General features: G+C 59.5%; 10 protein-coding genes and 1 pseudogene. 7 read left to right on the top strand and 4 right to left on the bottom strand.

The features are described from left to right. Window positions 1-13: 13 nt before the first annotated feature. Window positions 14-301, bottom strand: coding sequence for an exopolysaccharide production repressor protein (locus AM571_RS15105; protein ID WP_074062112.1), 288 nt, complete (start codon window positions 299-301; stop codon window positions 14-16). A 770-nt stretch (window positions 302-1,071) separates the two neighbouring features. Between AM571_RS15105 and AM571_RS15100 the strand changes: the two genes are divergently transcribed. The 4 genes from AM571_RS15100 to AM571_RS15085 all read left to right on the top strand — a co-directional run bounded on the left by AM571_RS15100 (window position 1,072) and on the right by AM571_RS15085 (window position 5,425). Next, window positions 1,072-1,752, top strand: a complete 681-nt coding sequence (locus AM571_RS15100; protein WP_074062111.1) for a sugar transferase — start codon at window positions 1,072-1,074, stop codon at window positions 1,750-1,752. Between the two features lie 77 nt (window positions 1,753-1,829). Beyond that, entirely contained in the window at window positions 1,830-3,095 is a 1,266-nt protein-coding gene (locus AM571_RS15095) for a polysaccharide biosynthesis/export family protein (protein ID WP_074062110.1), read from the top strand. 11 nt (window positions 3,096-3,106) lie between these two features. Beyond that, window positions 3,107-4,372: an O-antigen ligase family protein gene (locus AM571_RS15090; RefSeq protein WP_074062109.1), complete on the top strand. Its 1,266-nt coding sequence runs from the start codon at window positions 3,107-3,109 to the stop codon at window positions 4,370-4,372. Between the two features lie 45 nt (window positions 4,373-4,417). Continuing rightward, a complete protein-coding gene (locus AM571_RS15085) occupies window positions 4,418-5,425 on the top strand; it encodes an acyltransferase family protein (protein ID WP_074062108.1) in 1,008 nt (335 codons plus the stop codon). A 3-nt stretch (window positions 5,426-5,428) separates the two neighbouring features. Here AM571_RS15085 and AM571_RS15080 read toward each other — a convergent pair whose 3' ends face one another. Then, on the bottom strand, window positions 5,429-8,602 hold the full coding sequence (locus tag AM571_RS15080) for an efflux RND transporter permease subunit (RefSeq protein WP_074062107.1): 3,174 nt from the start codon (window positions 8,600-8,602) through the stop codon (window positions 5,429-5,431). Next, a pseudogene (locus AM571_RS15075) lies at window positions 8,599-9,770 on the bottom strand (efflux RND transporter periplasmic adaptor subunit). Before AM571_RS15075 ends, AM571_RS15080 begins: the two are co-directional and overlap by 4 nt. Before the next feature lie 448 nt (window positions 9,771-10,218). Between AM571_RS15075 and AM571_RS15070 the strand changes: the two are divergent. Genes AM571_RS15070 through AM571_RS15060 form a run of 3 tightly spaced genes read left to right on the top strand, consistent with a single transcriptional unit; the run spans window position 10,219 to window position 13,439 of the window. After that, window positions 10,219-10,683 (top strand): MarR family winged helix-turn-helix transcriptional regulator, encoded by a 465-nt coding sequence (locus tag AM571_RS15070; RefSeq protein ID WP_074062106.1) that lies wholly within the window; start codon window positions 10,219-10,221, stop codon window positions 10,681-10,683. After that, window positions 10,676-11,902, top strand: a complete 1,227-nt coding sequence (locus tag AM571_RS15065) for an HlyD family secretion protein (RefSeq protein ID WP_074062105.1) — start codon at window positions 10,676-10,678, stop codon at window positions 11,900-11,902. Before AM571_RS15070 ends, AM571_RS15065 begins: the two co-directional genes overlap by 8 nt. Then, window positions 11,895-13,439 (top strand): DHA2 family efflux MFS transporter permease subunit, encoded by a 1,545-nt coding sequence (locus AM571_RS15060; RefSeq protein WP_074062104.1) that lies wholly within the window; start codon window positions 11,895-11,897, stop codon window positions 13,437-13,439. The genes AM571_RS15065 and AM571_RS15060 overlap by 8 nt, the downstream gene beginning before the upstream one ends. On the opposite strand, the gene AM571_RS15055 is transcribed toward AM571_RS15060, so the two are convergent. Beyond that, window positions 13,440-14,027: a DNA-3-methyladenine glycosylase gene (locus AM571_RS15055; protein WP_074062103.1), complete on the bottom strand. Its 588-nt coding sequence runs from the start codon at window positions 14,025-14,027 to the stop codon at window positions 13,440-13,442. It abuts the gene before it with no gap. Between the last annotated feature and the right edge of the window lie 44 nt (window positions 14,028-14,071).

Here is a 14,071-nt window from a genome sequence, read left to right as displayed (position 1 = left end):
TTGAAGTTTGATTTCAGCGGTTGAAAGGTTCCGAACCATTGAAGGGCGAGACAGGAATCTGCTCCTTTTCGTCGCTTCGGGCCGGCGTATGGGATATCGCCGTGGTGCCTTGGGAATTGCGCGCCTTGGCTTCCTTCCAAACGAGGAACAGGACGCCGCCGAAATAGCCCAACTGAAGGAGAACGGCGCAGATCACCGTGTCTATCAGTGTCGTTGTCAGTGAGCCGTTCAGCCAATAGATCGCAACCGCAAAAACGGCCAAAGCGCCGATCATGCTTACGAAAACGCGAGGTGCATACATAACCGTGCCTCCCTTGGGGAGGCTCGTTCAATGAACAGTCATTGAATCAGGCTTCCTCCCTAAGGACCCTTTATTTTGTATATTTTAGAAGGCCCTTTGTTTCAACCGAACCAGAGCATTCTTTTTCATCCGTCCTCTCGTTATCTACAGTATTCGGTTTAAGGTTTCCTTCCGGCTTTGGGTAAAATCGACGACGCCCCGTTAAGGAATGCCGTGACAAGGATTCGGGAGCAAATGTGTCCTTTTTACTCCAGGTTGTGAAAAATGTGACATTGCACGCAGTCATTAGCGTCACATTTGCCTACCGAATGAACGCATGAGAGCCAAATGCGTTCAACTTTTATTACAAAGTTTTCATCTAAACCGATTTGAGTGTGCGCCGCAAAATGGATGGTGCGACGCAATAAATTACCCGATAAGACAATATAGTTGACCTACTCGTGGTAGTGCCCGCATGGCTTAGTCAAATGTCACCCGAAAGGCGTAGAAAGATTTATTCTTCAATCTTTTTGCGACGCGAAGCAAACACCAAGACCTTTAGTGCGCCGCACAGAGTCTAAACAAAAACATTGCATGCTTTGGATGTGAAATTTAGAGAACCCTTAAAAAAAGAAATGTGATAAAGACACGCCCGAAACGGGCCGTTACACAATCGCCATGAAATTGTGGCTTAAAAAAACAAAATCCGCCCATACACTCCTCATTCGTCAGCGCTAGCTTAGCGGCCTGGGCTTACCGACCAAACGGCAAACATAAGTGGAGTTAACTCTATGAAGTCTGCGTCGAGATCGGACAGTACGCCATTTTTTGGCGTGGTTCATGCAAATGTGTTTCCGCCGACTGGCGGGATCATGAAGCGGGCATTCGATATCACGGCTGCCTCGCTCGGGCTTCTTTTCCTGAGCCCGATTTTTCTGATGGTGATGCTGCTCGTAAAGCTCTCCGACAAGGGGCCGGCTTTCTATGGGCATCGCCGTATTGGTCACAACGGCCAGGAGTTCCGTTGCCTGAAGTTCCGGACCATGGTCGTCAACGGCGACAAGGTCCTGCAGGAGCATCTGCGCAACAATCCGAAAGCGATGGAGGAGTGGCGTGAAACGCGAAAACTGCAAGACGATCCCAGGGTCACCGCGGTCGGAAGCGTGCTTCGCAAGCTCAGCCTCGATGAACTGCCACAGCTCATCAACATCCTTCGCGGCGAAATGAGCGTTGTCGGGCCTAGGCCCGTCGTTCTTGATGAACTGGAACTCTATGAGTCTTCGGCCGTCTACTATCTGCAGGCGCGTCCTGGTCTTACCGGCCTTTGGCAGATCAGCGGGCGCAATGACGTGTCTTACGCTGCCCGCGTGGCTTTCGACACCCACTACGTCGAAAACTGGTCGCTCATCCGCGATGTGAAGATCATTGCACAGACGATTCCCGCCGTCTGCATGCAGCGTGGCAGCTACTGACAAGCCGCTTCCAATATATGCCAAGTAACGTACGGTACTGCTTCTGGCTTGCCGTGCCGATCTATGAGGAAGACTGAATGAGAGACGTCCTGTTGCGCCGCAACCTGCTTGGAAGTTCCTTTATGCACGGCCTCGCTTTCGTTGCGGGGCTTAGCATATTGATCGGGTCCTCCGGTTTTGCCCGGGCTGCCGACTACCAACTCGGCATCATGGACAAGCTGCGCATCCGCGTTGCCGAATGGCAAACGGCGGAAGGCTCGATCCGCGACTGGTCAGTGGTGAGCGGCGATTACACGATCGGCCCCTCGGGCAGTCTCTCACTGCCGTTCGTAGGCGATCTCCCGGCCTCCGGAAAGACGACGGATGCAATCGCGCAGGAAATCGGCGTCGCGCTGCAGAAGCAGTTCGGCCTCAAGGACCGGCCCTCGGCATCCGTCGAACTTGCCCAGTTCCGGCCGATCTATCTCACCGGCGATGTAGAAAACCCGGGCGAATATCCCTTCGCACCCAATCTGACAGTCGTGAAGGCCGTCAGCATCGCTGGTGGCCTGAGGCGGGCCGATGCCGGCCAGCGTTTTGCCCGCGATTTCATAAATGCCAAGGGCGACGCCGTCGTCTATACGACGGAGCGCAACCGCCTCATTGCCCGCAAGGCGCGGCTGCAGGCCGAAACCTCCAAGAGCGACACGATCGAAATGCCGCAGGAGCTCAAGGATCTGCCCGAAGCAAAGGCCCTGCTTGCCAGCGAAACGTCATTGATGAACACGCGCAAGAAACGGCTCACGCTGCAGCTTCAGGCGCTCGATGACCTGAAAGCGCTGTTGCAGGCCGAAATCGTGTCTCTCGGCAAGAAGACCGAGACACAGACGCGCCAGCTCGAGCTTGCCAAAGAGGACCGCGACAAGGTCGAGAACCTGGCCGAAAAGGGCCTTGCCCTCAGCGCCCGAAAGATGGCGGCCGAACAGCGCGCAGCCGATACCGAGGCCACCCTTCTCGATATCGATACCAACATCTTGAAGGCCAAGCAGGACATCAGCCAGGCCAACCAGGACGAGATCACCCTGCGCAACGACTGGGACGCCAAGCTGTCGCAGGAACTGCAGGACACCGAATCCGAACTGGATACGCTCAACCTGAAGATTGCCACCAGCGATGCGCTAATGTCGGAAGCACTGGCGCAATCGAACGACGCGGCTCGTTTCGATCCCCAAAATGCCGCTAGCATCAGCTATTCCATCGTGCGGGAGGTTGACGGCCAGTCGAAGGAAATTCCGGTCCAGGAAAACACCACATTGCAGCCGGGCGACCTGATCAGGGTCACCGCCGGGGTTGCGATGAGATAGCGGAGACCCGCATGCGGATCGCCAAGTCGGTGCTGATAAAGCCTGGTGAGAACGAGCTCTACGCCATTCCGGCGGTTGCCCTTTCTCTCTTCTGCTTCGCTTACTCGATCCGCTTCGGGCAGGTGGCGGTCCTGTTTTACTATGCATTGTGGCTGCCGCTCGTCGCCGTCGATTATCGCAAGGTGCTCGGCAGCTACAGCCGGTACATCTGGCTGTTCGCCTTCGCCGGTTTCGCCTTCCTCTCCGTCTTCTGGTCCAACGTGCCGAGCGTGTCGATGAGGGCGAGCATCCAGTATCTGACGCAGGTGGCCTGCGCGCTGATTGCCGTGCGCGTGCTTGATGTGCGGACGCTGACGCTGGGGGTCGTGGCAGGCGCGGCGGTCGTGCTGCTTTATTCAATCCTCTTCGGCTACTACGAATATGACGTGCTGGACGGGACCTACAGCTTCGTCGGCGCCTTCGCATCGAAGAACCAGCTCGGCGTTTATGCCTCGCTCGGCATCATCTTCGCCTTTGCGGCCGTCTTCATTTACGGCGAGCGCCGTTTCTGGATGATGGCGTCGGGCATGGTCGGGCTTATGGCTGCCTATTGCCTGCTTGCCTCGCAATCCGCCACCTCGGTCATCACGACGGCGGCGATCGTTGCCCTGCTGATCGGGTTTCGCGTCGTGCTCATGCTGTCGCCGCAACAGCGCAAGCTGCTGGTGGTCGGCGGCGGCGTCGCAGCTGTCATTCTGGTGGTCGCGGGCGTCTATCTAGGCGCTGTCGACGCGATCCTGGGCATCTTCGGCAAGGATTCGACGCTGACGGGCCGCACCTATCTCTGGCAACAGGGCATTGCGGCTGCGGCGCAGAACCCGGCCTTCGGCATCGGCTATCAGGCCTATTGGGTTCAGGGTTTCGCAGAGCCCGAGCGGCTGTGGAAGGAATTCTTCATCGCCTCGCGAGCCGGTTTCCATTTTCACAATACCTACATCGAGACGGCCGTGGAACTCGGCCTGATCGGCGTGCTCATCCTTGCTGTCACGATCATCGCGACCCTGTGGGGGCATCTGCGCCGGCTGATCGAGGATGTCCGCAATGATGAATCCTATGTCCTTTTCGGCATTGTCGTTCTGCTTCTGATCCGTTCTTTCGTGGAGATCGACGTTCTAACGCCCTATAATGTCGGTACCTTTCTTCTTTATTTTTCCGCAGGAAAGCTTGTCGGCGCGCGCCAGCGCGCGGCGATGGCCGGCCTGCAGCGTTATCAATCTGCCAGGCCCGTTCGTTCCTGATTTTTGCATGTACGCCGCCGAAAGCGGGCGTGACGAGGGATATGCATGAAGACCCTGTACGGGATCCAGTATTTGCGTGCCTTTGCGGCACTGGCCGTCGTCGTTTTCCATGCCGCAGAAAGAAGTGGCGGGCACTTTACCATCGGCGCTGCAGGCGTCGACGTCTTCTTCGTCATCAGCGGCTTCATCATGTGGGTGATCAGCGACCGCAAGCCGGTAATGCCGCATCGCTTCCTTGTCGAGCGCATCCGCCGTATCGCGCCCTCATACTGGCTGGTGACGCTCATCATGATCGCCGGGGCGATGGCAGGACTGTTTCCGAACCTGCAGCTCGACGCAGGCCACGTGCTTTCCTCGTTCTTCTTTGTTCCGGAGCGCTCGCCGAGCACCGGCGAGATTTGGCCGATCCTCGTCCAGGGCTGGACGCTCAATTTCGAGATGTTCTTCTACGTTCTTTTTGCCGGCGCCCTGTTCCTGCCGCGCCAGTGGCGGCTGGCTTTCCTCTCAGCTGCCTTCGGCTTCTTCGTCGTGATCGGCCTGATGTGGAAGCCGTCTTCGCCGATGCTCGCCACCTATACGCGGCCGATCATTCTGGAGTTCCTCGGCGGCGTCTTCATTGCCGAATTGTGGTTGCGGCGCTGGACCGCCGGCAACAGTCTCGGGCTTGGCTGCGTCGGCGCCGCACTGTGCGGTTTTGCGGCGATTCACCTGACGGGTGCCGGGTTCGATGAATTCATGTGCGCACCTCTGGCGATGGCTCTGGTGTTCGGTATGGTCTCTCTGGAGGCCGACGGCAGCATCGGCCGCGTGCCGGTGCTCACCTATCTCGGCGATGCGTCCTATTCCATCTACCTGTGGCATACGCTTGCGGTATCGGTTGCCATCAAGGCCGCAGGAATTCTTAGCATTCCGGGCGGCCTTGCCGTCGTTGCGGCCATTTGTGGTGGAACGTTGCTTGGGATTGCGGCCTATGAGATGGTCGAAAAGCCGCTGCGCAAGCTCCTGTCGGGCGAACCACTCAAGCGCCGCGAGCTTGCGCGGCGCCCTTCGTAAAAATCAACCTGTTTCCTCGACCGGTTGCCCTTGCGGCTCGGCTTTGCGGCGGCGTGCGCGCAGCACGACATAGAAAACAGGCGTCAGGAACAGGCCGAAGATCGTAACGCCGAGCATGCCCGAGAAGACGGCAGTACCGAGCGACTGGCGCATTTCGGCGCCTGGCCCTGTCGCGATCATCAGCGGCACGACGCCGAAAATGAAGGCGAATGCCGTCATCAGGATCGGGCGCAGGCGCAGATGGCTGGCCTCGACCGCCGCTTCCATCGGCGTCTTGCCTTGCTCTTCGGCCTGTCTTGCAAATTCCACGATCAGGATCGCATTCTTAGCCGCAAGGCCGATCAGCACGATGAGGCCGATCTGGGTCAGGATGTTGTTGTCCATGGCGCGAAGATGCACGCCCAAAAGCGCGGCAAGGATCGCGAGCGGCACAATCAGGATGATCGCAAGCGGCAGCACCCAGCTTTCATATTGCGCCGACAGCGCCAGAAAGACGAAGATCACCGAAAGCGCGAAGATATAGATTGCCGTGTTGCCGGTGCCGCGCTCCTGAAAGGCGAGTTCGGTCCAGTTGAAGGTCGTTCCCGAAGGCAGTTGCGAACCCGCGATCTTCTCCATGCTGTCGAGGGCGGTGCCGGTCGACACACCCGGCGCCGGATTGCCCTGTAGCGGTACCGAGACATACATATTGTAATGCTGGACGAGCGCCGGACCGCTCCTGTCCTGGACTTCGATAAGGGTTCCCAGCGGCACGAGCGCGCCCGTCGCCGACCGGACCTTCAGGGCAAGGATGTCGTCCCGCTCGAGGCGGAATTCCTGGTCGGCCTGCGCCCGCACCTGATAGACCCTGCCGAAAGCATTGAAGTCGTTGACATAGGATGTGCCCAGATTGATCGAAAGCGTATCGAATATGTTCGAGATCGGGACGTTCAGCATGCGTGCCTTGTCGCGATCGATATTGAGGAAGAATTGTGGGGTCGATACGGAGAAGGTCGTGAAGACGCCGGTCAGCCCGGGCGTCTGATTGGCGGTACCCATCATCTGGTAGGCAAGGTCCAGAACCCGCCGCATGTCGCCGCTTTCAAGGTCCATCAACTGCATCTTGAAGCCGCCGGAATTGCCGATACCCCTGACCGACGGCGGCGGGATGGCAATGATGAAGGCTTCCTGGATGCTCTGCAGGTTTTGGTAGAGCTCGCCGATGATCCGGCCGGCGCTCAGACCCTGCTCAAGCCTGTGTTCGAAGGTGTCGAAGGGTGCGAAGACAACGCCTTGATTGGACGCATTGGTGAAGGTGGCGCCGCTGAAGCCTGCAAAGGCCACCGCGTGCGAGACCCCAGGCGTGTTGCGGATGACTTCCGCCGCCTGCTGCACGACGGCATCGGTTCGGTTGAGAGAGGCGCCCTCGGGCAATTGGACGACGACGATGGCATAGCCCTGGTCCATATTGGGGATGAAGCCACTCGGGACGATCCGGCCCATGTAGTAGGTCGATGCCAGCAGTCCCGCAAATACCAGCAACGCACAGAACAGGGCGGTCCTTGTCGCAACGGTGCGGCGAACGATCCATGAGTAGCCGTGGCTCATGCGGTCGAAGCCGCGATTGAAGCCGTTGGCGAGGCCGCGGCCCAGCCGGGTGAACGGATTTCGCGTCTCCTTCCCATGTTCTTCGTGCGGCCGCAGCACGAGCGCAGCGATAGCCGGCGACAATGTCAGCGAGTTGACCGCCGAGATTGCCGTTGCGACCGAGATCGTCACCGCAAACTGCCGGTAGAATTGGCCGGTAATGCCCGGGATGAAGGTTGTTGGAACGAACACTGCGATGAGTACCAGGGAGATCGCAATGACCGCCGTTCCGACCTCGTCCATGGTAACATGCGCCGCTTCCCTCGGCGTCATGCCCTTGGCCAGATTTCGCTCGACGTTCTCTACGACGACGATCGCATCGTCTACCACGATGCCGATAGCGAGCACGAGCCCGAAGAGCGTCAGCATGTTGAGCGAGAAGCCGAAGGCGAGCAGGAAGGCGAAAGTGCCGATCAGAGACACCGGGATCGCGACGATGGGGATGATGGCGGTGCGCCAGGATTGCAGAAAGACGAGCACCACAATTGCGACCAGCACGGCCGCTTCGAAAATGGTCTTGTAGACCTCTGATATCGACTCGGAAATGAACTCGGTCGGATTGTAGACGATGTTGTAAGCCAGCCCTGGGGGAAAGTCCTTGGCGAGCCGTTCCATGTTCGCCTTGATTTCGTCGGCGGTAGCGAGCGCGTTTGTGCCTGGACGCGAGAAGATGCCGAGCGCCACCGCCGGCTTGCCGTCGAGGTAGCTGTTGGTCACGTATTGCTTGGCGCCGAGCTCGATGCGGGCAATATCCTGCAACTGTACGAGGCGGCCGTCCTCTGTCGCTTTCACAATGACGTAGCGGAATTGCCGTGCATCGGAGAACCTGCCCTGCGTCGTCACGGTGTATTGGAACGCGTTTGTGCCCGCCGCCGGCGGCCCGCCGATCGAGCCACCCGAAACCTGCACGTTCTGTTCGCGCAAGGCATCCACAACATCGTTCGGGGTCATGCTATAAGCGGCCAGCCTTTGCGGATCAAGCCAGATGCGAAGGGCATATTCGCGCTCGCCGAAGATTGTGAGGTCTCCGACGCCGTCGAGACGCACCAGCACGTCGCGGATGCGGCTGCGCGCGTAGTTTGAAACGTAAAGCTGATCGTAGCGGCTGTTCGGAGACAGGATATGCACGACCATCATCAGGTCGGGTGAACTCTTTGCGGTGGTGACTCCGCTGCGGCGAACCTCGTCAGGCAGACGCGGTTCGGCGATCGCTACCCGGTTTTGGACGAGAACCTGCGCCGTATCCAGATCGGTACCGAGCTTGAAGGTGATTGTCAGCGACATCGACCCGTCGTCAGTCGAATAGGAGGACATGTAGAGCATGTTCTCGACGCCGTTGATTTCCTGTTCGAGCGGCGTTGCGACCGTGTCGGCGACGGTCTGTGCGTCGGCGCCGGGATAGTTGGTGCGCACGACGATGGTGGGCGGTGCTATTTCGGGAAACTGCGCCACCGGCAACTGGAAATAGGCGAGACCGCCGAGAATGAGCAGGACTATGGAGAGGACGGACGCGAATATCGGTCGGTCCACGAAGAAGTGCGCAAACCTCATTGGGCAAGCTCCATGCTTGCAGCTTCCGGCGGGATATCCTCGCGGCTCTGCGGCAGTTCAGTCGTCTGCGGCGTGACTTTGGCTCCCGGACGGGCACGCATCAAACCGTTGACGATGATCGTTTCGTTGCCGTCCATGCCTTCGCGGATGACGCGGTAGCCGTAAAGCCGCGGGCCGGTCCGCACGGGCTTTGTCGAAACCGTGCCATCGTTGCCGACGACATAGACGACCCGCTGGTTCTGGTCGGAGCCGATTGCCTCGTCCGGCACGAGAATGGCCCTGTAAACGTTGGACGCCTCCACCTGCACGCGGCCGAAAAGTCCAGGCTGAAGCACGAAGTTCGGATTGTCGAAGCGGGCCCGGACGCGCATCGTGCCGGTCTGGCTGTCGACCCGGTTCTCGGCGAAATCGAGCTTGCCTGTGAACGGCTTCTCGTTGGCATCCGTGATGCTGACCTTGACCTCAAGACCGCCGCCGCCCTGCTGAAGGTCGCTGCCGCGCGACCGCGCCGTCTGCGCGAAGTTCAGCAGCCGGCGCTCGTCGACGTCGAAATAGAAGTCGATCGGATCGAGCGAAACGATCGTCGTCAGCACCGACTGGTCGGCCTGCACGAGGTTGCCGGCCGAGATCAGCCGCCGGTCGATGCGCCCGCTGATCGGTGCGGTAATCTTCGTATATTCGAGATCGAGCGTGGCCCGATCTGCCGTGGCCTGGGCGCCGCGGACATTGGCCTGAGCGGAAACCCATTCGCGGCGCCGGTCATCGAGTGTCGAAACCGACTGGCTGCCGCTGGTGGCGAGTGATTCTGCGCGTTTGAACTGCGCTTCAGCGTAAATCAGCGTCGATTTCGCGACTTCAAGCGCAGCGGTTGCTTCATTGAACGCAGTGACAAAGGGGCGCTGATCGATGACGAAGAGCAAGTCGCCTTTCTTGACCATCGCACCATCGGTGAAATGTACTTCCTGCAGGTAGCCGCCGACGCGCGATCGCACGGAGACCTCGTCGACTGCGGCGAAGCGGCCGATGAACTCGTCGCTGTCAACGACATCGCGAACGACCGGTTTGCAACCGTGACGGGCGGAGCAGGCGGAGCATCCTGGGCAATGACGACTGCGGGGAAAAGGACAAGGTAAGAAAGAGCAAGGGCTTTACGAAGAGAGTAAGGCATAGCGGTCCCCCATTCTGGGCGGCCGGTATGCCGCCAAACTTATGCGGTAACGATGCGATTCATTTCTGCTGTGTCGAACCCGGCTTTCTCGCCTTCGTCTAGCTGCTCTTGTCACGCACCGGCCGTTCGGCGGGGGTGCCAGCTTGCAAAAAGACCGAAGGTCTGCTCCGGTAACTCTATGAAATCGGACTATAAACGTCAGTCGGCAGAAATTGCAAACGCCAATCGCCGGTAGTTTGAGAATCTGACCTGGAGCAAGGATTTCGACGATCAGCCCTTGCCACACGTTTCCGACTCGAAGTCCCTGGTTTTGAAAGCCGAACGTGAGCCTGCCCTGCGGCATTTTGGCCGCAACTGCGGAATCTGCGGCCGATCATCTTGTGCTGTGCGCACACTCACTATATCTGCCAACATTATAAGCATACTTATAAATAGCTGGCATGGCTTTATGAGCGCCCATCCGACCCTCGGTTTTGTCCTACACGACGTCGCCCGTCTGTTTCGAAAGCGGTTCGAGCAGCACGCCAAATGCCTCGGGCTGACCCGTTCGCAATGGCAAACGCTTGCCTATCTCGAAAAAAACGAGGGTATCCACCAGGGCGGGTTCGCCGAAATCCTCGAGGTCGAGCCGATCACGCTGGTGGGAATTTTCGACAGGCTTGCCGAACGCGGACTTGTCGAACGGCGGCAGCATCCGGCGGACCGCCGTGTCTGGCTTCTTTATATGCGCGACGAGGCCTTGCCGCTGCTTGCGCAAATGCGGGTGGTCGGACAAGCCACGCGCGGCGAAGCCCTCGACGGCGTCTGCACCGAGCAGCGTGAACAGCTCTTTCAAATCCTATCGCTGATGAAAACAAATCTAGTGCAGGCGTGCCGCACACCAGCCGCCCGGAATGAGCAGAGCCATGGTTGAAAAATCCTCCCTCCGCGTCGTTGACGACGCCAACGTCAAGCATCCGATCGAAGACAAGGAAATCTCCGAAACCCAGGAAACGGTTGCCGAAGCGCCTTCATCCAATTCAGCGCCGGCCGCCGCAGTGGCTACGTCCGACGGCATCAGGGTCCGCCGTCGGCGCAGCCTCACCCGCCCGGTGCTGTTTGCGCTGCTGCCTGTTGCCCTTGTTGCCGGCGGCTATTTCTACGTGAATGGCGGACAGGTGATCTCGACGGACAATGCCTATATCGAGGCGGATATGGTCGGCCTGACGACGGATGTTTCCGGTATCGTCGACCAGATCAATGTTCACGAGAACGAACCGGTCAAAGCCGGGCAGGTGCTCTTTAGCCTGAGGTCCGACAGCTTCAGGATCGCCCTCGACGGCGCAAAGGCCCAGCTTGGCGTCCAGCGCAACCAAATCGAAAATCTGAAGGCCAGCTATCGGCAGTCGCTTGCGGAAATCACGCAGGCTGAGGCCGACATCCCGTATTTCCAGGCGCAGTTCGATCGTCAGCAGAGCCTCGTCAACAGTTCGGCGGCGACACGTGCCGCCTATGATGAAGCCAAGCACGATCTCGATGCTGCGCTTCAGAAGGTTGCCGTCGCCAAGGCGCAGGCTGCGACCACGCTCGCAGAACTCGACGACGATGCCAGCCAGCCGGTCGAGCAGAACCCGCTCTACCTGCAGGCAAAATCAAATGTCGACAATGCCCAGCGCCAGCTCGACCACAGCGTCGTCAGGGCGCCGTTCGACGGAGTCGTGACCAATGTCAACACGCTGCAGGTCGGCTCCTACCTGCAGGCCTCGCAACAGGCCTTCTCGCTGGTTGCAACCAACCGGCTTTGGATCGCGGCAAGCCCGAAGGAGACAGAGCTTACCAACGTGAAGCCCGGCCAAGAGGCGAGCATCCATGTCGACACCTATCCAGGCGTCGAATGGAAAGGCAAGGTCGAAAGCATCAGCCCGGCCTCCGGCTCCAGCTTCTCGCTGCTTCCGGCGCAAAACACAACTGGCAACTGGGTAAAGGTCGTGCAGCGCATTCCGATCCGTGTCAGCATCGACGATACCGACGGCAAGCCGCCGCTTCGCGTCGGCATGAGTACGATCGTCGATATCGATACCGGCCATGCCCGTGGCCTGCCGGATCTCGTCAACAGGCTGTTGGGCCGCGAAGCCGGCAAGGGCCATGAGTAGCGCTGCTGCATCTTCCGCCGCCCCGGTTGCCAATCGCGGCGCGATCACGGCCTGCGTCATTCTCGCCGTCATCATGCAGGCGCTGGACACCACCATCGCCAACGTCGCGCTGCCCTATATCCAGGGAAGCGTTTCGGCCTCCGCCGACCAGATCAACTGGGTCCTGACTTCCTATATCGTCGCGGCCGCCATCATGACGCCGCCGTCGGGCTTCCTTGCTGCCAAGTTCGGCCGCAAGAACGTGCTCCTGACGGCAATTGCCGGCTTCGTCGTGGCATCGGTGCTGTGCGGCGTAGCACAATCATTGCCGCAGATCGTTGCCTTCCGCCTTCTGCAGGGCTTCTTCGGCGCTGCCCTCGTACCGCTCTCACAGGGCATCCTCCTCGATATCTATACGGTCGAGGAGCGCGGCTCGGCCATGGCCCTGTTCGGAGTATCAGTCATGGTCGGGCCGGTCCTGGGGCCTGTCATCGGTGGCTGGCTGACCGACAACATCAGCTGGCGCTGGGTGTTTTACATCAACGTGCCGATCGGTGCGCTCGCCTTTGCCGGCATCGTCATCTTCGTCAGTGAAACGAAGCGAGATCAGCTCGCGAAGCTCGACTGGTTCGGGTTCGGCATGATGAGCCTCTTCATCGCCGCGCTGCAATTGTTCCTGGACCGCGGTGAGCAGCTCGACTGGTTCTCGTCCGGCGAGATCATGGTCGAAGCGATCGTCTGCGCGGCAGCCTTCTATCTGCTGCTGGTTCATACGCTGACGGCCGAAAAGTCCTTCGTCAATCCACGATTGTTTCTCGACCGGAACTTCGCGATCAGCATGGTGTTCATCTTCGTGGTTGGCGTCACCTATCTTGCCTCGCTGGCGCTGATGACGCCTTATCTGCAGACGCTGATGGGCTATCCGGTCATCACGGCCGGGATCGTCATGGGCCCACGTGGCATCGGCACCATGCTTTGCATGTTCATCGTCGGGCGACTGATCGGCAAGGTCGACACCCGCTGGCTCCTCGTGTTCGGCCTCGGCCTTACGGCCTTTGCAATGTACGACATGACGGGCTGGACGCCGGACGTCTCGCAGTGGACGATCGTCTCGGTCGGTTTCATACAGGGTGCCGGTCTCGGCTTCCTGTTCGTGCCGCTGACGACGATTGCCTTCGCTACGCTGCCGGCGCATATGCGCGGCGACGGTACGGGCCTCTACAATCTTTCCCGCAACATCGGCTCGAGCGTCGGGATTTCGATCGTCGCGGCACTGATCGTCGAGAATACGCAGAGCAATCACGCTTCGATCGCGGCCTATGTCACGCCGTTCAACCGGGCCTTTGATGCCACCGCCGCGCAGTCGCTGAGCCCGCTCACCGCGGCAGGCCGGGCTTCGCTCAACGAGCTCATAACGCTGCAATCGACGATCATCGCTTACATGGACGACTTCAAGCTCCTGATGCTGATGTCGCTTGCGGTAATGCCGCTGGCGCTCATCTTGCGCAAACCCAAGGCGGCGCCCGCATCAACGGATCACAGCGCCGTCATGGAGTGATCAGCGGAACGGCTTGCTCAGATATCGCGAGCCCTGGATGCCGAAGCGCCATGGAACTTCGGCATTCTTCGTTATGCCGATCCGCGTGCCCGAGGTGATCGGAACCGGCGCCGAGCGCGAGATCGAAAAAGGCGGGCGGTCGAGCAGCCGGTTGTTGATCTCGATATCGATATCAAGCGCCTGGCAGAGCTTGCCGGGACCGCTGCAGAGCTGGGTCAGCACATCGGTGCCGCGTCGCTCGATCATTCCAGCGATACCGCTTTGCGGCTCCAGCGCGCGGATGAGGACGGCCGAGCCCGGCGTGCAGACGAAGTTCAGGCACCAGTACATGCCGTAGATGCGGTAGATATAGACGTTGCCCGGCGGGCCGAACATCGCGCCGTTGCGCTTGGTCGGTCCGCGGAAACTGTGCGAGGCCTCGTCGTACGGGAAATAGGCCTCCGTCTCGGTGATGCGCCCACCCGAACCGTTGACGAGCAGGTGGCAGCCGATGAGATCGCGCGCGACGGCGATCGCATCGCGCTCGAAGAAGGATCGAAGGTCGCTGCCGGTCAGGGGTGCGTTTCCAATGGCTCCTGTATTCGTCATTCAAGTTACCCGTCGTTTGATCCCGCCGATATCATCGCCCATCG

Source organism: Rhizobium etli 8C-3 (genome assembly GCF_001908375.1).
GTDB classification, from domain to species: domain Bacteria; phylum Pseudomonadota; class Alphaproteobacteria; order Rhizobiales; family Rhizobiaceae; genus Rhizobium; species Rhizobium etli_B.
The sequence above is the reverse complement of the archived record's forward strand: the minus strand, read 5'-3'. Positions and strand labels throughout refer to the sequence as shown.